Source organism: Aurantibrevibacter litoralis (genome assembly GCF_034651555.1).
Classification (GTDB): domain Bacteria; phylum Bacteroidota; class Bacteroidia; order Flavobacteriales; family Flavobacteriaceae; genus Aurantibrevibacter; species Aurantibrevibacter litoralis.
On record NZ_JAYEEQ010000010.1, the window covers coordinates 55,782 to 76,356 of the forward strand.

Annotated in this window: 19 protein-coding genes and 1 pseudogene; 1 reads left to right on the top strand and 19 read right to left on the bottom strand. The window is 37.5% G+C overall.

Going from position 1 to position 20,575, the window contains the following annotated elements; genetic code table 11:
• Positions 1-3 precede the first annotated feature (3 nt).
• Positions 4-942, bottom strand: a complete 939-nt coding sequence (locus U1E44_RS10030; RefSeq protein WP_322930946.1) for a hypothetical protein — start codon at positions 940-942, stop codon at positions 4-6.
• 37 nt (positions 943-979) lie between these two features.
• Between U1E44_RS10030 and U1E44_RS10035 the strand changes: the two genes are divergently transcribed.
• Positions 980-1,201, top strand: a complete 222-nt coding sequence (locus U1E44_RS10035; RefSeq protein ID WP_322930947.1) for a DUF6341 family protein — start codon at positions 980-982, stop codon at positions 1,199-1,201.
• Here U1E44_RS10035 and purD read toward each other — a convergent pair.
• The 18 genes and pseudogenes from purD to U1E44_RS10120 all read right to left on the bottom strand — a co-directional run bounded on the left by purD (position 1,196) and on the right by U1E44_RS10120 (position 20,521).
• The gene (gene purD / locus U1E44_RS10040) at positions 1,196-2,467 is read right to left on the bottom strand and encodes a phosphoribosylamine--glycine ligase (RefSeq protein ID WP_323673877.1); all 1,272 of its coding nucleotides are present in this window, start codon (positions 2,465-2,467) and stop codon (positions 1,196-1,198) included. The genes U1E44_RS10035 and purD overlap by 6 nt on opposite strands.
• A 151-nt stretch (positions 2,468-2,618) precedes the next feature.
• Positions 2,619-3,605 carry a UDP-glucuronic acid decarboxylase family protein gene (locus U1E44_RS10045; RefSeq protein WP_322930949.1) on the bottom strand — a complete coding sequence of 329 codons (987 nt, stop codon included), beginning with the start codon at positions 3,603-3,605 and terminating at the stop codon, positions 2,619-2,621.
• Between the two features lie 243 nt (positions 3,606-3,848).
• Positions 3,849-3,962, bottom strand: a pseudogene (locus U1E44_RS16785) (sugar transferase); the annotation flags it as partial.
• Between the two features lie 67 nt (positions 3,963-4,029).
• Positions 4,030-5,223 carry a glycosyltransferase family 4 protein gene (locus U1E44_RS10050; RefSeq protein WP_322930950.1) on the bottom strand — a complete coding sequence of 398 codons (1,194 nt, stop codon included), beginning with the start codon at positions 5,221-5,223 and terminating at the stop codon, positions 4,030-4,032.
• 21 nt (positions 5,224-5,244) lie between these two features.
• On the bottom strand, positions 5,245-5,928 hold the full coding sequence (locus U1E44_RS10055; RefSeq protein ID WP_322930951.1) for a WecB/TagA/CpsF family glycosyltransferase: 684 nt from the start codon (positions 5,926-5,928) through the stop codon (positions 5,245-5,247).
• 55 nt (positions 5,929-5,983) lie between these two features.
• A complete protein-coding gene (locus U1E44_RS10060; RefSeq protein WP_322930952.1) occupies positions 5,984-7,087 on the bottom strand; it encodes an O-antigen ligase family protein in 1,104 nt (367 codons plus the stop codon).
• A gap of 121 nt (positions 7,088-7,208) precedes the next feature.
• Positions 7,209-8,105 carry an O-antigen ligase family protein gene (locus U1E44_RS10065; protein WP_322930953.1) on the bottom strand — a complete coding sequence of 299 codons (897 nt, stop codon included), beginning with the start codon at positions 8,103-8,105 and terminating at the stop codon, positions 7,209-7,211.
• Positions 8,106-8,436: 331 nt separating this feature from the next.
• Positions 8,437-9,570, bottom strand: a complete 1,134-nt coding sequence (locus U1E44_RS10070) for a glycosyltransferase family 4 protein (protein ID WP_322930954.1) — start codon at positions 9,568-9,570, stop codon at positions 8,437-8,439.
• Positions 9,567-10,802, bottom strand: coding sequence for a lipopolysaccharide biosynthesis protein (locus tag U1E44_RS10075; protein ID WP_322930955.1), 1,236 nt, complete (start codon positions 10,800-10,802; stop codon positions 9,567-9,569). The genes U1E44_RS10070 and U1E44_RS10075 overlap by 4 nt, the downstream gene beginning before the upstream one ends.
• Before the next feature lie 158 nt (positions 10,803-10,960).
• Positions 10,961-12,172 (bottom strand): UDP-N-acetyl-D-mannosamine dehydrogenase, encoded by a 1,212-nt coding sequence (gene wecC / locus U1E44_RS10080; protein WP_323673878.1) that lies wholly within the window; start codon positions 12,170-12,172, stop codon positions 10,961-10,963.
• Between the two features lie 215 nt (positions 12,173-12,387).
• Positions 12,388-13,521 (bottom strand): non-hydrolyzing UDP-N-acetylglucosamine 2-epimerase, encoded by a 1,134-nt coding sequence (gene wecB, locus U1E44_RS10085; RefSeq protein WP_322930957.1) that lies wholly within the window; start codon positions 13,519-13,521, stop codon positions 12,388-12,390.
• Complete coding sequence (rfbD, locus tag U1E44_RS10090; protein WP_322930958.1) at positions 13,518-14,330, bottom strand: dTDP-4-dehydrorhamnose reductase; 813 nt, start codon at positions 14,328-14,330, stop codon at positions 13,518-13,520. The genes wecB and rfbD overlap by 4 nt, the downstream gene beginning before the upstream one ends.
• Positions 14,309-14,854 (bottom strand): dTDP-4-dehydrorhamnose 3,5-epimerase, encoded by a 546-nt coding sequence (gene rfbC, locus U1E44_RS10095; RefSeq protein WP_322930959.1) that lies wholly within the window; start codon positions 14,852-14,854, stop codon positions 14,309-14,311. Before rfbC ends, rfbD begins: the two co-directional genes overlap by 22 nt.
• Positions 14,855-15,036: 182 nt before the next feature.
• Entirely contained in the window at positions 15,037-15,900 is an 864-nt protein-coding gene (gene rfbA, locus U1E44_RS10100) for a glucose-1-phosphate thymidylyltransferase RfbA (protein ID WP_322930960.1), read from the bottom strand.
• 327 nt (positions 15,901-16,227) lie between these two features.
• Complete coding sequence (locus tag U1E44_RS10105) at positions 16,228-16,644, bottom strand: endonuclease domain-containing protein (RefSeq protein ID WP_322930961.1); 417 nt, start codon at positions 16,642-16,644, stop codon at positions 16,228-16,230.
• 76 nt (positions 16,645-16,720) lie between these two features.
• Positions 16,721-17,767, bottom strand: coding sequence for a dTDP-glucose 4,6-dehydratase (gene rfbB / locus U1E44_RS10110; RefSeq protein ID WP_322930962.1), 1,047 nt, complete (start codon positions 17,765-17,767; stop codon positions 16,721-16,723).
• Entirely contained in the window at positions 17,764-18,828 is a 1,065-nt protein-coding gene (locus U1E44_RS10115; RefSeq protein ID WP_322930963.1) for a hypothetical protein, read from the bottom strand. The genes rfbB and U1E44_RS10115 overlap by 4 nt, the downstream gene beginning before the upstream one ends.
• Positions 18,829-18,832: 4 nt before the next feature.
• Positions 18,833-20,521, bottom strand: a complete 1,689-nt coding sequence (locus U1E44_RS10120; RefSeq protein ID WP_322930964.1) for a DUF6909 family protein — start codon at positions 20,519-20,521, stop codon at positions 18,833-18,835.
• Positions 20,522-20,575 lie beyond the last annotated feature (54 nt).

Sequence of the window (20,575 nt, forward strand, 5' to 3'; positions counted from 1 at the left end):
TTTTTATGGGAATGCTATATTCCAGACAAAAACCAAAAAGGGAATTAAGGTGAAGGCCGTAAGTGCCAACTCTTTTATTCTAGGCTTTTTAAGGGTGTCTATAAAATTATTGAGAAAAATAGCCGCCGGAAAAAAGGTAAGCATTAGGGGTGCACCCGGGTTTTCGGTTTCCAAAAAATGAAGCATCATCCCCAAATAAAAAAAAACCACCAATAACCGCAGCATCATGATCCTGCCTAAGCCCAATTTGGCGGTCTTGGAAAAAACCGTTATCCCAATACTACTCATACATAGGAAATAGAGCATCCATTTTAGACTTTGCACCCAGTCAAAAAAATACCCGGCGGGCAAGGAGAGCGAAAACACATAATGCGCCCTGAGAAAGTTTTGATTTCCGGTAAGCATCATTATCGCCACAATGAGGAGTAAAAAAGTGGCGACAGACACCAGAGGTACTGTCCAATTTCTGATGTTTTTAGCATCATAAAAATAAATCGCAATAAATACCAACACCAAATACATTAACGCCCAATCGTAGAACAAACTGGCGATTAAAATCCACAGCGTAGCATCAAAAACTTTATGCTTCACCTCTTTAAGAGATTTAATGCTGATAATGCGCCGTATGGCCAACAACATAAAGAAATTGCATAATATCGCATTTCTATCGGCTATACTCTCGGGAAAAAGCACCACCAAGACCGCAAAAAACAAAATGGCATAGGAGTTCCCTTCGGTGATTTTATTACGAGAAACGATAAAATGAATCAAAAAAACACTGAACAGCAACACGGCCAAAACAAGCGTTTTAGTCAAAAATTGTGCTGATGTAACTTGCTGATCCAACAAAAAGAAGTGTACAAGGCTGTAGAAGGTAAAGAGAAAAACAAGTACGATGATATAATTTATGGGTTTTGTTTTTCCAAAAACACTTGAAATCATCCGCAGTTTTTATATTTTTGTAGTAAATATAAAGAACATGACCGCATTTTTTAAAGGGATCGAGGATTTATTTGTAAACTTTCTGTTTTTACCGTTTGATGCCATACGATCCATGGAGAACTGGTGGGGAGCCAACACATTGAATTGGGTGTTTATGTTGATTGGTTTTGCCGGAATGGTGTATTGGATGTTGCAATTGAAAGATTTTGATCAAAAAGGCGAAGAAGACAAATCGATCACGGCGCATTCCTATCTATAAATCGAACCCCAAGTCGGTGCGATAATACATGCCTTCGAAATGCAATTTTCCTATATTTTTATAGGCTTTTTGCAGTGCCATGTTGTAGTCGTTTCCAAAAGCGGTTACGGCGAGTACCCGACCTCCATCGGTGACTATTTTGCCATTGCGCATTTGTGTGCCTGCATGAAATACTAAGGCGTCTGTACTATTTTCAAACCCTGTTATTTCTTTGCCCTTTTCATAGGCCTCCGGATATCCTCCTGAAACGGCCATTACCGTAGTGGCACTACGCTCGTCAATCTCTAAATGAATGGTATCTAAGGTCTGTTTCGCCATAGCCTGAAAAAGCTCCAGCAAATCATTTTTGATACGGGGTACCACCACTTCCGTTTCCGGATCGCCTAAACGAACGTTATATTCAATAACAAATGGTTCCCCTTCCACTTTTATTAATCCAATAAAAATAAAACCAACATACGGTAAATTGTCCTTTTTAAGACCTTCTATGGTGGGTTTTACTATGCGCCGGTGTACTTTGTCCATAAAATCGGCATCTGCAAAAGGAACCGGCGATATGGCACCCATTCCGCCTGTATTTAGTCCGGTATCTCCTTCGCCAATACGTTTATAGTCTTTTGCCGTAGGCAGCACTTTATAATGCGCCCCATCGGTTAACACAAAAACACTCAATTCTATGCCCGACAAAAATTCTTCTATGACCACCGTAGTACTGGCAGTACCAAATTTGGCATCAACCAGCATGCTGCGTAGCTCTTCTTTTGCTTCCTGCAAATCGTGCAGAATAAGCACGCCTTTCCCGGCTGCCAGACCATCGGCTTTTAAAACATAGGGAGGTTTCAGAGCATCTAAAAACTGAAACCCTTGGTGCAAGCTTTCTTTGCTAAAGTGATTGTAGGCAGCTGTGGGAATCCTATGCCGCATCATAAATTCCTTGGCAAACTGCTTACTACCTTCTAAAGCCGCAGCGGCTTTTTGCGGGCCTATAACCGGAATGTGCCTTAACTGCGGATCGTTCAAGAAAAAATCGTGCACGCCATTTACCAACGGGTCTTCGGGACCTACCACTAACATCGAAATAGCCTCCTGTAGTACCAAGGCCTTTATGGCCTGAAAATCATTGACTCCAATCGCCACATTACTAGCTATTGCAGCCGTACCCGCATTTCCGGGTGCTACAAACAATTTATTGAGTTTTGGACTTTGTTTTAGTTTCCACGCTAAGGTATGCTCGCGGCCACCGGCACCAAGGATAAGAATGTTCATCATTAAAAATTTGCCCAAAAATACATTTTGCAGCGCAATTTACCCCTGTATCCCAGCGGGAAAAATGAATTCCTTTACAAAAACAAGAGTAGCTGTGAGTACAGCGGACTTTAATTGACTTTTTTTGGTCTGTTTTACGCTTTGTTACTCCTTACTTCTTGTTTCTATCGGCAAAATCTCGATGTTCGGTTTTTGTTAGTTCTTCTTGTGTAAGGGTTTTAAAGAAATCCCACGTTTTCTTCATGCCTTCGGCCCTTCCCACCTTGGGCTCCCAACCCAATAATTCTTTTGCCTTGGTAATATCGGGCTGGCGTTGCATAGGGTCGTCCTGTGGTAGCGGTTGATATATGATTTTTTGATTTGTGCCCGTTAGTTTAATTATTTCCTCGGCAAATTGTTTGATGGTGATTTCATGGGGATTGCCAATGTTTACGGGAGCGCTATAATCGCTCATCAACAATCTATAAATACCCTCCACCTCATCGTCTACATAACAAAAGGATCGGGTTTGCGACCCATCTCCAAATACCGTTAAATCTTCCCCCCGAAGTGCTTGTCCCATAAAAGCAGGGATAACACGCCCGTCGTTTAACCGCATTCTGGGCCCGTAGGTGTTAAATATGCGTACGATACGCGTTTCTACCCCATGAAATCGGTGATACGCCATGGTAATAGATTCCTGAAACCGCTTGGCTTCGTCATAGACACCTCGCGGGCCAATAGTGTTTACATTGCCATAGTACTCCTCTGTCTGTGGATGCACCAAGGGGTCTCCATAAATTTCAGAGGTAGAGGCGATAAGGATGCGCGCCTTTTTTTCCTTGGCCAAGCCTAGTAAATTATGCGTGCCCAAGGCACCTACTTTTAGGGTCTGAATAGGAATTTTAAGATAGTCTATGGGGCTGGCCGGAGAGGCAAAATGCAAAATATAATCGAGTTTGCCAGGCACGTGTACGAATTTGGTAACATCGTGGTGGTAGAACTCGAACTGTTCTAATTTAAATAGGTGTTCTATATTCTTTAGATCTCCGGTAATAAGGTTATCCATGGCAATGACATGGAATCCTTCTTTTATAAACCTGTCGCATAAATGCGATCCTAAAAATCCGGCGGCACCGGTGATTAATACTTTTTTCACTTAAAATAATTTAAATGGTTATGGTGTAGATTTCTACTCAAAATTAGGAACATATGCGACATGAATGCTTTTTTTCTGATAAACGACCCAAAAACCTAGGCAAGTACCCTATTGCTTGCTTAATGCGCCTTTGCTTCCATTGCTATGTTCTGTTTTCCTAAATTATATAATTCTTTTGCTACTGCGCTATTGATCATAGTACAAACATTACACTTTCGGAATTACATTCCGAAATTGTAAATGTTAATAGGCCTTTGCCTCCCCGGAAAATGCATTTAACACCGTTTGCACTATAATTTTAAGATCTAAAAAGAGCGACCAGTTTTCGATATAAAAGATGTCAAATTTTATGCGATTCTATTTCCACTTCTATATTTCTGGGCAGTATCTAAAAAAATGAAAAGTGTACGCAATTACCAACATTTTAGGATCTGGAATCTTTATTTTTATCAGAATCTCGTTCAAGGCCTCTATTGGCATTTTCATTCTTAGGAATGCCTTCTACGCGTCTTTTTATCTTATTTACTTTTCGCTTTAGTACAATTTTTTGCTTCAGCGTAGAAAAGTTGTAATTGTACTTAAAAAAAATATACCCCAAAAATATAACAACTGCTACTAGAAAAATCACCATTCCTAAATTTTTAGCTGTACTCCCTAGAATAATAAACAGTATAACAAAAAGAAGATTGAAGCAACCTATTATAAAACTAGCTTGTTTATGAGAAAGACCCCAATAATCAATTAAAACATGATGGGTATGGTTTCTGTCAGGAGAAAAAGGCCCCCTTTTATTGGCAATACGAATGGTAAATACCCTAGCTGTATCAAAAAGCGGAACAATTAAAATACTAATGGCTATTAATGGCGCATTTTCCAAAAGAAAAGGCAAATCTGTGTAGGCATGAGGTTTTAAAGCCAAGAATTTCAATGTTAAAATACTTATAATGAAACCTACAATGAGTGAGCCTGTATCTCCCATAAATATCTTCTTATCCGAAGACAAATTGAAACCTAGAAAAGCCATTAATGATGCATTCATTGTAATGCTAATCAAAGCATAAAAATATTCTTCCGTCAAATAAAAAATTGTTGTGTATATAACCATAATAACAATACCAACAATAGAAGCAAGACCGTCGATGCCATCGATTAAATTATAGGAATTTATGATAGTAATCATCATAAATCCCGCTATACACAGATAGAGATAATAGGGAATTTCATTTATATTGAGAAAGCCATTTAATGAATAAATGGTGAAACTCGGATTAACTAGGATAAAACTTACTGCCAAAGTTTGAGCAATTAACTTTGCTCCAGGAGAAAGGACAACCAAATCATCTTTGAGACCAACGATAAAAAGAATAGTAAGTCCCGGAATAATATACATTGCCTCATCGAAAGTATCGCGCCCTTTGATAAAAAAAAGCGCGAATATCAAGGTGTAAAAAAATGCAACACCTCCTAATGTTGGCGTTTTTAAATTATGCGAACTCCTATGATTAGGATCATCCATAAGTCTCTTATATTCAACAACTCCTATGATTTTAGGTATTGTTAAATACGTAAGAAGAAAAGACCCTAAAAAAACAAAAATGGCTGTTTCTAAAAAATACATGATAAATGCATTCTATTTACCTTAAATTTTATTTAAAACAATTTTTAAAAAAAATTGAAATAAATTTAGTTGTCTTGAGATTCTAGTTGGCTCTTTAAGCAATCTAAATAACCACTCTAAACCAAGTTTAATGATTACTTTTGGTGCTCTTTTTTTTTCTCCACAATATACATCAAAACTACCACCTAATCCCATGTAAAGTGCCGGATATCTCTTAATGAATTTATCCATTACAAATTCTTGCCTCGGGCTGCCCATAGCCACAAATACGATGTCTGGTTTTTCTTTAATTAATTCTAACAAAACCATGTTCTCATCGCCGTTGTTCAGGTATCCATTTCTGTAGCCCTTAATAATAACATTAGGGTACGCTATTTCTAATTTTGATACCGTTTTTTCTATAACTTGTTGCGTGGATCCCAACAGATAAAATGTTTTCGTTTTATGAAACTTTCTAACCACATCTAACCAAAATTCTGCGCCAGCTATTTTTACACTCCTAATACCCTTTCTTTTGAGTGCCAAAACAGCGCCTATACCATCCGCATAACCAATGTTCTTATTAATTATTTTATCCAATTCTTGATTTCTAGCATTTAATTTTTCAGCATTTAATGCAATCAAAATCTTTTTTTTTCCGTCTATAAAATTTAAAAAATCAAGTTTTGATTCAAACGGGTATACATTCTTATTATTGATCAGCATAATTTAGTAATATCTTCCTTTAGAATTTATTAAAAGTAGCGTTCTACGATAATTTTTACTCATCTCTATTTGCGTTTAAAAGAGTAGAAAAAAACGCAACAAAAGTAATCCCCGCATTCCGAATTAAATAATTTTCAAAAAAGCAAATCACAAATAGGGTTAAAAAAAACCATAAGTGAATAATTTGATCTGTCTTTATTGCATAGTTAAGGTTCCCCAAAAAAAACCATCCTAGCAAAAATACTGCAAATATACCCCCCTCTAATGCAAATCCAAGAAATTGATTGTGTGCATTATATCGATAACCCACGGAATGGGCCATTCCCATTTCTTCAAATTTGGCAGATAGCACGTCTACTTCCCCTCCGGCACCGTAACCCAATAAAGGTTGCTCACCTATCAATGCCAATGCAGCATGCCACCGGGCAACTCTAGAATCTCCGGTACCCTTTTTATTGTAATTTGTGCCTACTTCATATGACAGCTCCCAATTTAATTCGCTTGTCATTCTTTGATAAAAATAGGTTTTCCCAAAAAAAGCTACAAAAGCAATACCAAGTATAATACAGCTTCCTAAAACAACAGCAACCTTAATGGCTGTAGTATTAAAAAATTTGGTTATATTTTTCCAAAAAAAGAAAAGGACAATAACCATAAACATAAAAAATATAATTCTGGCGTTTAGAAAAAGGGTACAGACAAACAAAACTAAAAATACAATTACCCTAACTAGGGGTTTTCTTATGGGCGATTTAAACAACAATATAAGGAACGCCAACAATACGTACATCCCAAAATACGTTGGGTGAATATCTACTATTTTGGTAAATTCTTTGCCTGTATGATAATAATTAAGAATGTCTTTATCTATATAAAACAAGGGTCTAATGGTATAATATTTATATAGATTTTTGCTGATCAAAAAAATGGATGCGGCACAAACACCGTAAAATATCCCTCTTAATGAAAAATTTAATGACCGTTCTGATTCATCCTTTGATAGGAATAGAATTAAAATTGGGGCGACAAGGTAGCCTATTCGTCGTTCCAATGCGGTAAAAACACTACTTATATCGGCAACATATATAAAACTTAGTAATGTTGGTATAATAAGTATAATTGTGGAAAATTTTAAAGTCTTTATGTTTTTTTCGTCCAAGAATCTCTTTTTAGAAATTAGCAACACTGTTATAATTACAAAAAAAAGAACGAATGCTAAATTGCTGAATTTTGTAGAGAACGGCAGAAGCAATCCAAATAAAAAGGCAGTGTAAAAAAGACTAGTTTCTAGGCGTTTCATTTTTTTGTACATACATTAAACTAAAAAGTAACCCTATATAAATGCCAGCCATGCCTGAACTAAAAACATGTCCTGCGATGGTCGATATCGTAAGTAATACCACCGTCATTAATAAAACATACCTGGCGTAATCGTAGCTTTTATGCCTAGAAAGTTTTAATGCCCTATGCAGTAACAGTCCTATTAATAAAACAAACAAAAAGAGTCCAATGAAGCCGTAGGCAAAAAAGATGTCTGCTACGTCAATCTCCACAATTTTCCCGTCGTTTAATAGCTCATATCTGGATTGGCCAACCCCGATAGCCTTTTCCACCATACTATATTCTGTTTTATACGTAGCATAGGCATTTTTTAAAAATACATTTCTGTTCGATAAAACAAAGGTTAAAACATCCAATCGATCCCAAAAATAGATTAGTCTTGAATAAATAGCGCTCGTTTTCACTACTTGCCATGCCACTATGAGCACAACAGGCAGTATCAAAAAAACCGATAGTAAGATGCTCCTAAGCCTTTTAAGGCTTATGGTCATCGATGGCCTTCTAAGCGGTATAAGAAAAAATATAAGAAGAATACCTAAAATACCTGTTTTGGAACTTATGGTTATACCTACTACCAAATTGAGTACAAAAAATAAGAAATAGGCTCTTTTTTTTCCTGTAAGCCAATAGTTATAGGCAATGATAGAAACTAATACAATTAACAAGGCAGAGATTTCGTTTCCTGCAAAGAAGTATCCTTTACTCCCGATATTACCGTGTTCGTACATAGGATACCCAAGACCTACATATTTAAGAAAAACATTTATAACAACAACGATATAGGAGAATTTTACTAGTGAAAAAACCTTTCGCAACCTTTGTCTTAATCCATTCATGATAATTAGAACAAAAAAAAGAAAGCTATATAATGGCGTTAAGTATCTAAATATTTTGATGGTATCTGGTAGAACGGAACGAATATTACCTTTTATAAGGAATACTACAATTGTAGGGACAAACAACATTAAAGTTATAGAAATTGCTATTACAAGGAGTTTAGGCTTAAAACAAAACCTAAAAAAAATTAATAACAAAAGAATCATCTTAAATAATTGGGCAATCGACATTGGCATTATTACTGCACTTTTTAGTAGTAAGCCATTGAGCATATCAATAGGTAAAAGCAAAAACATTAGGAAGATAATAAGATCGTCCAGATATAATTTTTTACCCATTACCACATAATTCATTTAGTAATCGCACTTCCTCAATAACGGTTATTTTAATGTCTATTTTTTTCATATCATTGTTAGCATTCCTAGTTAATTTATAATAATTCGATGATGTATCAACTATAGATAGTATTTTGTTCGCAATTTCACTAGGGCTGCTTCCAAGTAAGCCGTTCACTCCATCTTTTATAAATTCAGGTATCGCCGTATTATTATTACTAACTGTTAACAGACCAGACGACATCGCTTCGCACATAGTTACCCCTTGCGCATCCATTCTTGTAGGACAAAGAAAAATACCATAATTAGAAAAAAAAGAGTTCATCTGATTTCTTTCTATAAAAGAATCCTTAATAAAAACTCTGTTTTCAAGACCTTCCTTTGATATTAATTTTTCATACTCTAATTTATAAAACCCTCTACCATAAATATCTAAAACAAACTCTTCTGGCAAATATTTCATTACCTTAATCGCGATGTCCACCGCATATTTTTTACTTGAAAGTGGTCTTAATGTAAGTAGCTTGATTTTTTTTTTATAAAGTTCGTGATACTTAAAGAGCATGGTATCTATGCCGTTAGGTATAATGTGATATTTTGTGAGCGTAAGAGATAAATTTGCCTCCAAATCTTTTTTCATCCAAATAGAAGGAAAAATAAGCTTAACGTTGTCACGATCCTTTGTTAAATTAACAAATCTTTTTATTTTGGGAATAACAAGGAAATCCTTCTTAAACCATTTCAAAAAATCCGATAATCGAAACCGAAATTCAAACATTCTAGCTCCATATTTTTGAACCTCGCTACCGTGCACATACATTGCAAAAGGTATCTTAGAGTCCATAATAAAAGAATACAAGGGCCAGCCATTAGAAGAACTCAAAGGATAAATATTTAACAAATGAAGGTACAATACATCAAAATCATCCAACATTAATGTCAACTTCTTAGACGTATCCTTTATAATTTTAATATTCTCAAATAAATAGGTTTCCGTTGTTTTCGACGGCACCAATACAGTTACATCTGCTCCCTGCTTGTGCATCTCCACTGCTCTCATATGAACAAACATATGGTTATAAGGATTGTTTTTGCTCGGATATCGGGATGTTAGTATCGCTATTTTCATTTACTTTTGATTTTTATTTGTCTTTCCGAAATTAATACCATTCCCACAAGAACGACCAAGTAAGAAATAGCGTTGGTAAGTACAGCCCCGAAAAGACCATATTTAGGCAACAGTAAAAAAATAGATGATATGCCCATAACAGCAGCTAAAAACATTACCATGAAGCGTTCTTTTTGCTTGTCGTATATAATCAAGAGTATCTCGTAGTTTGCGAAAATGAATCGCATTAAAACAATAGAAATAAGTAGCAAAAATGCGTTATACACGTTACTATCATTCTCAATTTTTATTAGCGTAAAGGCATAGTCCCTCAGAAAATATAGATTCACACAAATGAAAACACCTAATGCCATTACAGTGTATTGTATTTTTCGAAAAACGACCACCAAACCAGTGCCTCGAAATTTCTTTAGGTGCGTTAACACTACTTGGGCAACAGCAACCGTAACCATAAAAATGGGGGCTATCAGTACAAAAAGCGCTCGGTATTGCCCATACGTTCTAGCATCGACAACGTAGAACAAAATCAACAGACCTCCTTGCGTATATATAGCTGTCACAATTTCTTGAAGCCCAAAATATGCCCTGAGACCAAAAGCCTCAATAAGTTTTCTTGTTTTCCACGTTCTTAGGTTCGATTTTAAATAAAAAAGTGCCTTTCTTGGTGATGATAGAAAACAATATAAAAGCGTTATGCAATTTAGCCCTATAAGAACGCAAAAAATATAGCCTATTTCCAAGGAGCTCTCTTGGGCAAAAAAGGCATATCCTGTAATACTAAATAACAGTACACTAAAAATAACATATGCTTGGAGTTCTTTTTTGAATTTCCCAGCCCCCTTAAAATACGAAAATACTACTAAATTAAAAGACAATAAAAAACTTAATATAAGTCCATAAATGATGTACTCCCATCCCTTTATACCGCCAAAAAAGGGAGTTACTCCGAAATAAATTAGTAAAGCAACAAAAAATAAAACGGAAACAATGGTCAAAGAATAGAAAAGATGATGTGTTGTTTCATGGTTCTTGTTTGTATTGCCTATTAAAAATATTGAACTTCCGAAGGGCAGTACAGATAATACTATGTTTGACAATGAATACACAAATGAAAAGACACCGTACGATTCAATGTCCAAAAGCGCAATAAGTGCTAGGTTTAAAACCCATCTGGACCCAAATTGAAGGGCTTGCGAAAGATTGTTTAAAAGGATGTCTTTAAAAAAACGCATCGCTATAGATTATAATCAAAAACTACTCCCGCTGCCACTAAAATTAATTATGCAATGCCATAAAAGTTATTTATAGCACGCTACCTAAATTCTTATAAGGCTGAAATAAAAATTAAAGGAAAAAAACTGAAAACGCTATTGAAATAAACAGCATAAATTCAATTTTTTACCCCGCAAAAATCCAACACTACCTTATTTTGTGAGATCTCCAGGGTTTTAAATTCTTTATGCGCTACTAAAAACACAATAATATCTGCTTTTTCCGCTGCTTCCTGAAAATGGGTTAACTTAAACACCTTGTGGTCCTCTATATTGGGCTCTACAATATAATATTCCTCGTTGTTGGCATTTTGCAATACTTTTTGGACAATATATTTGGCCGGAGATTCCCTTAAATCATCAATATTGGGTTTAAAGGCCAAACCCATTAAAGCAATGCTAGGTTTTCGTCCGTGCCGCAATTCAAACTGAAGCTTCGCAGTTTGTACCTTTTCGGCACACCAAAAGGATTTATAATTATTTATTTCCCTGGCCTTACCAATAATCTGGGATTCCATGGGATAATCAGCTACTATAAAATAAGGGTCTACAGCTATACAATGACCTCCTACCCCGCAGCCGGGCTGCAAAATGTTTACTCTTGGATGCTTATTCGCCAAAGCTATTAATTCCCATACATCAATCCCCGCTTTATCACATATTAGCGATAATTCATTGGCAAACGCAATCTGCACATCTCGGGAGGAGTTTTCCACCAGCTTACACATTTCTGCTGTGCGGGCATTGGTGCCATGTAGTTTCCCTTTTATATATTTAGCATAAAATGCCTTGGCCTTTTCAGTAGAATTTCTGTTTACCCCTCCAATTACTCTATCATTATTCACTAATTCGAACATCACGTTTCCGGGTAATACACGTTCGGGACAATACGCTATATAAAGTTTGTCTTTTAGCTCGGGACGTTCACTATAAATAAGCTCCATCATTTTTTCTGTAGTCCCTATGGGAGAAGTGGATTCTATAATGTATAGGTCGCCTTCCTTTAAGTACGGCAAAACCGAATGGGTAGCGGCCTCCACAAATGAGATATCCGGCTCATTTTTATCTTTAAAGGGGGTTGGGACTACAATAAGATAGGTGCCCGCCTCTACAGGAGTAGTTCCTGCTATTAAATAGCCCTCTTTTACGGCATTGGCCACGGCTACATCCAATTCCGGTTCAACAATATGAATTTTACCTGCATTTATGGTCTCTACCACTTTAGGGTTAATATCTACGCCGTGTACATAGGTTTTATTCTGGGCAATTAAGGCGGCTGTGGGTAGGCCAATATAGCCCATTCCTATCATGACTACTTCCGGTTGGTTCATTTCTTGTGTAATTTTTTTTTTGATTATCAAGTGCTTTTGGGTTTTCACTTCATCACTCCGTAACTAATATTTTGCCATTATGAAACTATTTACATCCCCCTTAATCCCCCTTCAAAGGGGGAATTGGTATCTAGAATGTTTTTCTTCGCAACCATTTAACTTCTTAACTTGCCAATATGGTTAAGTTATTGCGTCATTAGATATATTTTTCAGAGTTAAGAACTTATTTCTAAAATATGGCTTACAATCTTGCTACAAGCCTTTCCATCTCCATAAGGGTTATGTAATTTTCCCATTTGCTCATAGGCCTTAGTATTGTTCAAGAGTAAAGTAGCCGCGCCAACAATTTTTTCTATATCTGTTCCTACCAATAGTACTGTTCCCGCATCTACAGCTTCCGGACGCTCTGTAGTGTCTCGCATTACCAATACCGGCTTTCCTAAACTAGGGGCTTCCTCTTGTACACCTCCACTATCGGTTATGATTAAATAGGATTTCTCCATCAGCCATACAAATGCCGGATAGGATAAGGGCGCAATTAAATGTACATTTTCTATTCCTTTTAAAAGCTCAAACACCGGCTTTTGTACGTTTGGATTTAGGTGTACAGGATATATTATCTGACAATCCGGGTGTTTTTCTGCTATCTCTTTCAATGCAGCGCAGATATTGATAAATCCTTGCCCATGATTCTCTCTTCTGTGCCCAGTAACCAGAATAAGTTTCTTATTTGGGTTTGTAAGTTCTTTTACAAGCTCTATTTCCTCATCTTTAAAGTCTTTTTGGTTTACTTTATTTACGCTATATAATAGGGCATCTATAACCGTATTTCCGGTTATTATGATACTGTCTTTATGCTTATTCTCTCTAATTAAATTATCCCTAGATGTGATCGTTGGCGCAAAATGAATATTGCTAACCACCCCGGTGACACTGCGGTTCATTTCTTCGGGAAAAGGCGATTGCATATTAAAGGTTCTTAATCCTGCCTCTACGTGGCATACTTGCGCCCCTGAATAAAATGCGGCTAGGCTGGCAGCCATGGTCGTTGTGGTGTCACCATGTACGTATACATAATCAGGCTTATAGTCCTCCAATATTGGCTTTAAACTGCTTATGATATCAGCGGTAAGCGTATATAAATTCTGATTAGGTTTCATTAAATTCAAGTCAAAATCTGGTATAATCTCGAAAAACGATAATACCTGATCCAACATTTCGCGATGTTGAGCAGTTATACAGAGCTTCGTCTCAAAATATTCCGAATGTTTTTGAAATTCCTTAACCAGAGGTGCCATTTTAATTGCTTCCGGACGAGTTCCAAAAATTATCAAATTCTTTTTTTTCATTTTTTTGTGTTAACTAGATTAGCTAAAACGCTATTCCTAGGTCTCTTGGCAAAACTACGATAATTATTGTTCCTTACAATTTTCGTAGTGTTTTTCAAGTTATTTGTTTCTATGATCTTAGATGCAAATTCATACCAAGTCATAGCCTCTCCATCGGTAAAATGATATATGCCAAATTGTTGGCTTTCTGATAGTATTAATTCCAAAATAAACGTTGCCAAATTACCGGCATGTGTGGGACAGCCCGTTTGTTCATCCGTAATTCTCAGTGTCTCGCCTCTTTTGGCTTTCTCTAAAATAGTGGTATAAAAGTTCTTACCATAATTAGAATATAACCAAGAGGTACGGACAATAAAATAATTGTTTAAAATTTCTGCTATGTGCTTTTCTCCTTCCCATTTAGATTTTCCGTATTCGTTTAAAGGGTTCGGAAGATCGGTTGTGGTATAAGGTGTATCCTTTTCGCCATCAAAAACATAATCGGTAGAAATATGTACCAATAGTACGTTATGATCCTTACAGGCCAAGGCTAAGTTTTGTACGGCTTCCGCATTTACTTGAAACGCAATTTCCGGTGTTACTTCGGCCTGTTCCACGTTCGTAAACGCAGCACAGTTGATGCAGTAGTGAAATTTACCGGTTTGTAATATCTGATATACTTTCTTATAATCGGTAATGTCTAAGGCTTTATAATCCACGAAATGAAATTCAAATCCACGGTATTCCGGTGCTATATCCCGAATACTTAATCCGAGTTGCCCTGAAGCACCGGTAACCAAAATTCGTTTCATGTCTTTAGATCTTTCCATAACGGTAATTCTAGGTCTTTTTTAGAAAGAATGGGGTTGATTGTATCCTTGCCCCAATTGATGTTTAATTCGGGATCGTTGTAAATAATACCTCGTTCCGATTCCTTGTGGTAATACGCATCGCACTTATAGGAAAAAATTACGTTCTTTGACAGAGCTAAAAAGCCATGTGCCATACCTTTTGGTATAAACACTAACGTCTTGTTTTTTGACGACAATTTTAAGGCCAAATGCTGTCCGTACGTACGGCTTTGGACTCGGAGATCCACAACCACATCCAAAATCTCCCCTTCTATAACCTGTACTAATTTAGCTTGCGCATGCGCTCCCGTTTGATAATGAAGCCCACGAAGCACGCCTTTCTTAGAAATGGAAATATTGTCCTGCACAAAATCTACCGGCTTCCCTACATACGCATCGAGCTTGCTTTTCTGATAGGATTCAAAAAAAATACCTCTACTGTCTTTGTAAATTTCTGGCTCTAAAATAATACATCCCTCTAATTGGGTTTTTGTTACTTTCAATGTGTTGTATGGTTATGTTGTTATCTAGTTATGTTGTAATGTAGCTAGGTTAATGTGTTCTTCTTTGTAACAGTATTACACCATAACTAAGCTTTTTCAATAATTGTGATTTTTACATCCCCCTAAATCCCCCTTCAAAGGGGGAATTGTTCCCGTGAATTCATTACTATTATGATAACCGCTTACTCTTTGATCAACCCCAACAAATAGTTACCATAGCCACTTTTCAATAAAGGTTGTGCCAAGGCAAAGAGCTGCTCTTTGGAAATATACCCCATGGTATACGCAACCTCTTCAATCGCACCAATTTTAAGCCCTTGACGCTCCTCAATGACTTCCACAAATTGCGAAGCTTGCATTAGGGAGGTAAACGTTCCTGTATCTAACCAAGCCGTTCCACGATCTAAAATGCGCACCTGTAACTTGCCCCTTTGTAGATACGCTTTATTAATATCGGTTATTTCTAACTCCCCTCTTTCGCTTGGTTTAATTTCTTTGGCTATAGTAACAACCTCATTGTCATAAAAGTATATTCCAGGTACCGCATAGTTTGATTTTGGGTGCTTCGGTTTTTCTTCAATACTTATCGCCTTGCCCGCTTCATTAAATGCTACTACGCCATAGCGCTGAGGGTCTTGCACGTGGTACCCGTATATAATTCCGCCATCCGGATTTGTACTGGTTCGTAAAAGATCAGACAGACCAGAACCATAAAAGATGTTATCGCCTAATATAAGTGCTACACTATCCGTGCCTATAAATTCCTGACCAATACGAAAAGCTTCCGCCAGTCCGTTCGGATTCAACTGGGACGCGAATTTAAAACTACAACCCAGCTGTGAGCCGTCTCCTAAAAGATTCTGAAACAGTAAATTGTCCTTTGGTGTTGTGATAATCAATAGTTCTCTTATTCCGGCCGACATCAAGGTTGCCAAAGGATAATAAATCATGGGTTTATCGTAAATGGGCATTAACTGCTTGCTCATCGCAAGTGTTATGGGGTATAGCCGTGTTCCGGAGCCTCCGGCGAGTATGATGCCTTTCATTTTTGTTGTGTTTTTATTTGGGTAAAGGTGAATTTTACATCCCCCTTAATCCCCCTTCAAAGGGGGAATTGTTGCGGTAATGTTGTTCTACTTAACAGCGAGATTTAACACCGTATTCCTATTTGTCCCAAACCACCCCCTTGATCCCTACTTTGACAACACTCAGTGCACGCCTTCAAAGGGGAATTGCTCCAGAGATGATCGTTTACCTCGTTATTTCATTACATTGTTTAAACGTTATTGTGTTGTTTATCATAATCTATTCCCATAAGTTCTGTTTCACAAAGGAAACTCCTTCGATGATGCTTTCGCTTACCCTGATATCGATCACAAACCATTCCCCCTTTGAAGGGGGTCGGGGGGATGTCGTTCCCTCATTTTATCACTTAAAATATCTATTTTATCCTTTAGTACCAATAAAACACTGAACATTTGCTGCTTTACCTCTCTATCGGATAGCCTCAAAAAAGTTACGCCATATTGCTCTAACTCATACTGTCTTCTATCGTCATATTTTTGTTTGAGGTCATGACTATTTCCATCAATCTCAATAGCAAGCCTAATCTCATGTGAATAAAAATCAACGATATAATTTAACATAGGAACTTGGCGGTGAAATTCTACACCTAATGCTTTCCGTTTCATTTGATTCCACAATAATACTTCCGCCAGGGTACTGTTTTTTCTTAGTTCTCTGGCGTATGCTCTAAGCTTGGGGTGATATGGTATTATTCTGTTTTTCATTGGTTTCCGATCTAACATCCCCCTTAGTCCCTACATCGACGAGGCTCTGCACAGGCCTTCAAAGGGGGAATTTAATCTAATCCCTATACTGTTCCTCATAATACTTCTGATACTCTCCGGAAGTGACATTATTTAACCATTCTGTGTTCACCAAATACCAATCTACTGTTTTTTCCAAACCTTGTTCAAAAGTTACCGAAGGTTTCCAGCCCAACTCTTTGTTGATTTTACTGGCATCTATGGCATACCGCAAATCATGGCCCGGACGGTCCTTAACGTACGTAATCAATTTTTCGGATGTCCCTTCTGTTCGGTTTAATTTGGTGTCCAAAATGCTACACAGTAATTTCACCAAATCAATGTTTTTCCATTCATTAAAACCGCCAATATTATAGGTTTCATGATTTTTACCCTTATGAAATATTAAATCTATGGCTGCCGCATGGTCTTCTACATAAAGCCAATCTCGGGTATATTTTCCGTCTCCGTAGACCGGTAGTGGTTTGTTTTCTATAATATTATTGATGAAAAGCGGTATTAACTTTTCCGGGAAATGATTGGGCCCGTAATTGTTAGAACAATTGGAAATTACATAGGGCAAGCCATAGGTTTCCCCATAGGCTCTTACAAAATGGTCCGAACTTGCCTTAGATGCCGAATAGGGGGAATTTGGGTCATATGGGGTCGTTTCGGTAAAAAGTTCTTCTGATCCTAGGCTACCATACACCTCATCGGTACTGATGTGATAAAAACGCTTTTTTTCGAATTTATCCTTCCAGAATTCCCTAGCCACATTCAACAGATTAACCGTCCCTATAATATTGGTGCGCACAAATGCTAAAGGATCCGTAATAGACCGGTCTACGTGCGATTCTGCCGCCAAATGGATTACGCCGTCGAAATGGTACTTTCTAAAGAGGGATTGCATCAAATCGGCATCCAAAATATCGCCTTTTATAAACGAATAATTCGCTTCGTTTTCTATATCTCTGAGATTTTCCAGATTTCCGGCATAGGTTAAAGCGTCTAAATTAACAATCTTATAGTCCGGATAACTGCTTACAAAACGCCGAACCACATGAGACCCAATAAAACCTGCTCCGCCGGTAATTAAAAGGTTCATAGCTTGTTGTTTTTGTAGGTATTAAGAAACCTATTTAACGAGAAAAGCCCTAGTAATAGCAGAAGTACGCTTAGTAAGCCTACCGGTACCCAAAATTTATAGCTGTTCCAAATTCCTTTTAGCTCTACGCCCCGTCTTGGAAAGGCCGAAATAACATTTAAAATACTCGATTTGTTGGCACGCTCTTCATTCAATTCAACAAGACCAGTTTTTAGTTGCTCCATTTTATTGATCAGTGCCAGTTCTTTATTTTCCTTGCCTCCATTTTCACCCAAACTTATACTTGTGCCTTGCATCGGTTTTTCGGCTTCTTTTACCATCACTCTTTTGTACAAAAGCTGTAGGGAATCAATCTCCCTAATCTGTTTTTTGTACAAGCTGTCTTGTAATTTAATATTGGTGTCGCTAATGTCTTTTTGCAGATTGAAATAGTCATTGCGTGAAATAGAACTAATGATGGAAGGCTGAATTTTTTTTGCGATGGAATTATCCGAAGCAACTACCGATATGGTGTGAAACCGCGCATCTAAAGAATTAAAGTTTTTCAGATAATTTTGCATGTCGATAGTCTTCTTGGTTGTAGAATCGAGACTGCGCACAAACTTGTCAAAAAGTTGTACTTTTTGATTCTCATCGGAATAGGACTCTATGGTAAACTTTTTAATGGTAGCTGCCTCCGACACTGAAATTTCTAAGGCTTCCGCTAATGCCAAAGAATCTTGAGATTCTGCCAACTCGCCATAAAACTGAATATTATTATACAACTGTTGAACGCTGTTAAAATTGGGTTCTATCACCATTGTGGATAGGTATTTCGGTTCCTTTATCATATCCAAATACACCCCAATACCTACACCTACAACACCTGTGATTAGAATTTTTACCATATGTTTTTGAATAAACAGTAAAAACCGAATCAATAGTGTAAAAATTCCAGTGATAATAGCGCCAAAAAATCTAAAAAGCTTCTTAAAGCCATTTCCGATCATTTCGAACAACTTGCCCAAATCTACCTCATCAGCGGCATTAGACGGCGTATTGGTTGGTGTTTGGTTTCCCATAGGATTACGAATTAAAAATTTGTTCTAGAATTTTTTCTGTGATTAAATAGGTAGGTTTTACCCCTGTCGTTCCCAATCCTCCGGAGGCCAGTGTGCTTCCTGTTTCCAACGGATTATCGGATGCGTAATAGGCATATCTTACTTGTACATCTTCCCGAATACTTTTACGGATTTTGGATGCGGCTTGAATTGCCTTTTGATAATGAACGCCTTCCATTTCTAACCCAATAGCTTTCCAGGTAGAGTCGTGAAAGAACTTTAAAATATCCTTGTTTTGTAATGAAGTTCCCAACACCGTAACCATATTTCCCTCTAAAACCTTAAGGCCTTGATTCCGGAAAAGGGAGGCGCTTAGTTCATTGTGAAACGGATAATTATCGGCAGTGCCTTCAAAAAAATGAGCCGTAGGGATCATTAAATCGCCTTTGCCTCCTTCTAAAATTCCGGCCTTTCCCATGATGGAAATAGATTGGACATTCAAAAATAGTTTTTGCCCTTTTTTAATTTTATAAGGTTTTAAAAATTCGTCTATGGTTTCAAAAGCTTGTTCGCCAAAGGCATAGTCCATCACAAAGAGAACCGGTTTTTGTTTGTCCGCAATTCCTTCGGGCAAATCATAACAGCAAGCAGATGGCCCTAAATTGGCCATGTCAAAAATCTGCACATCGATATTTGTGCCCGATACGTCGTTTATCGCTATCATACCATTCTTCTTGGCTACACCGGTAACCTTATTCCTTAAAGCCGAATTTTCGGGCAAGCTTAAGGCTTCATAGATTTCCAGTGACCCATTGGCATTAGGAAACTCTTTAGCTAGCGCCTTCTTAGCAAACAAGGAATTCATTACACTATGCATATTGGCGCTTATAATGTGTATGGGTCGCTCTAAAAGCCCATGTTGATGCAATGTGTCTTTTATAGTATTGGCCCAACGCTCCCCGTGGATATGATGGCCTAGCCGCTCCCGCAATAAAAGACTGAAGGTAATGGCGCGTTTGTTTCCTGTAGTCCGCTCTTCTATGGCCAGTGTTCCAAGCCAATACACAATGTTTAAAAAGCGATCGGGATCTTTTTTCGTAGCCAGTTTTTCGTAGGTTGCTACCGTTTCGCTATACGATCTTCCCAAAATATTAGAAGTATGAATTAAGGCCACTTCTTGTTCGGCTTTGGTGCGCTTTTGTTTTTTAAGCACCGCCTCCAATTTTTGCCAATCTCTTATGGTTTCCTTGCCGTCTTCGACCAAAACGCGATTGGCTATTTTCTGAGATTCAATAAAAAGAAATGTCAAATGGGTTAGAATGTCGTATATATCCGATCGGCCACGGGTAATCTCAATATTCATCTGCTCCTCATCAATCCGATAACAATTTCGCTTTCGTTTCGCCGGTATAATGGGTGTTATATGCGACTTCCCGTAGCCCTCATCAGAAGTAAGATTAATAAAGCGGCATTGTTCTATGCCTTCAGGGAGCCGCTCTAAGATGTATACCAGCCCATTCAACTCGGATTTTTCCTCGGCAATAGATCCGTAAATTTCCGGACGAAGTTGCAACAGCGCCTGCTTTAAGGTTTCTCCCGAAACCCCTGTGGGCTTGTAGAAGCCTCTGTTAAAGAGATGACGCATGGTAATGTACAAACGCTCGATAGCATTGGTAGATTCCTGTGCCCTTGTGGTATTGGCCGTTTTACCCATGGAACATAAATTCTTGCAAAATTACGAATATTATTAACATACGTCTCCTTTTGA

Coding starts and splice junctions, on each gene's coding strand:
- U1E44_RS10065 (WP_322930953.1), bottom strand. CDS start 8,105: ATGAATGGATTAAGACAAAGGTTGCGAAAGGTTTTTTCACTAGTAAAA.
- rfbA (WP_322930960.1), bottom strand. CDS start 15,900: ATGAAAGGCATCATACTCGCCGGAGGCTCCGGAACACGGCTATACCCC.
- U1E44_RS10075 (WP_322930955.1), bottom strand. CDS start 10,802: ATGCGTTTTTTTAAAGACATCCTTTTAAACAATCTTTCGCAAGCCCTT.
- purD (WP_323673877.1), bottom strand. CDS start 2,467: ATGAACATTCTTATCCTTGGTGCCGGTGGCCGCGAGCATACCTTAGCG.
- U1E44_RS10070 (WP_322930954.1), bottom strand. CDS start 9,570: ATGAAAATAGCGATACTAACATCCCGATATCCGAGCAAAAACAATCCT.
- U1E44_RS10030 (WP_322930946.1), bottom strand. CDS start 942: ATGATTTCAAGTGTTTTTGGAAAAACAAAACCCATAAATTATATCATC.
- U1E44_RS10120 (WP_322930964.1), bottom strand. CDS start 20,521: ATGGGTAAAACGGCCAATACCACAAGGGCACAGGAATCTACCAATGCT.
- wecC (WP_323673878.1), bottom strand. CDS start 12,172: ATGAACCAACCGGAAGTAGTCATGATAGGAATGGGCTATATTGGCCTA.
- rfbB (WP_322930962.1), bottom strand. CDS start 17,767: ATGAACCTTTTAATTACCGGCGGAGCAGGTTTTATTGGGTCTCATGTG.
- U1E44_RS10115 (WP_322930963.1), bottom strand. CDS start 18,828: ATGGGAAACCAAACACCAACCAATACGCCGTCTAATGCCGCTGATGAG.
- U1E44_RS10035 (WP_322930947.1), top strand. CDS start 980: ATGACCGCATTTTTTAAAGGGATCGAGGATTTATTTGTAAACTTTCTG.
- U1E44_RS10050 (WP_322930950.1), bottom strand. CDS start 5,223: ATGTATTTTTTAGAAACAGCCATTTTTGTTTTTTTAGGGTCTTTTCTT.
- rfbD (WP_322930958.1), bottom strand. CDS start 14,330: ATGGAAAGATCTAAAGACATGAAACGAATTTTGGTTACCGGTGCTTCA.
- U1E44_RS10055 (WP_322930951.1), bottom strand. CDS start 5,928: ATGCTGATCAATAATAAGAATGTATACCCGTTTGAATCAAAACTTGAT.
- wecB (WP_322930957.1), bottom strand. CDS start 13,521: ATGAAAAAAAAGAATTTGATAATTTTTGGAACTCGTCCGGAAGCAATT.
- U1E44_RS10105 (WP_322930961.1), bottom strand. CDS start 16,644: ATGAAAAACAGAATAATACCATATCACCCCAAGCTTAGAGCATACGCC.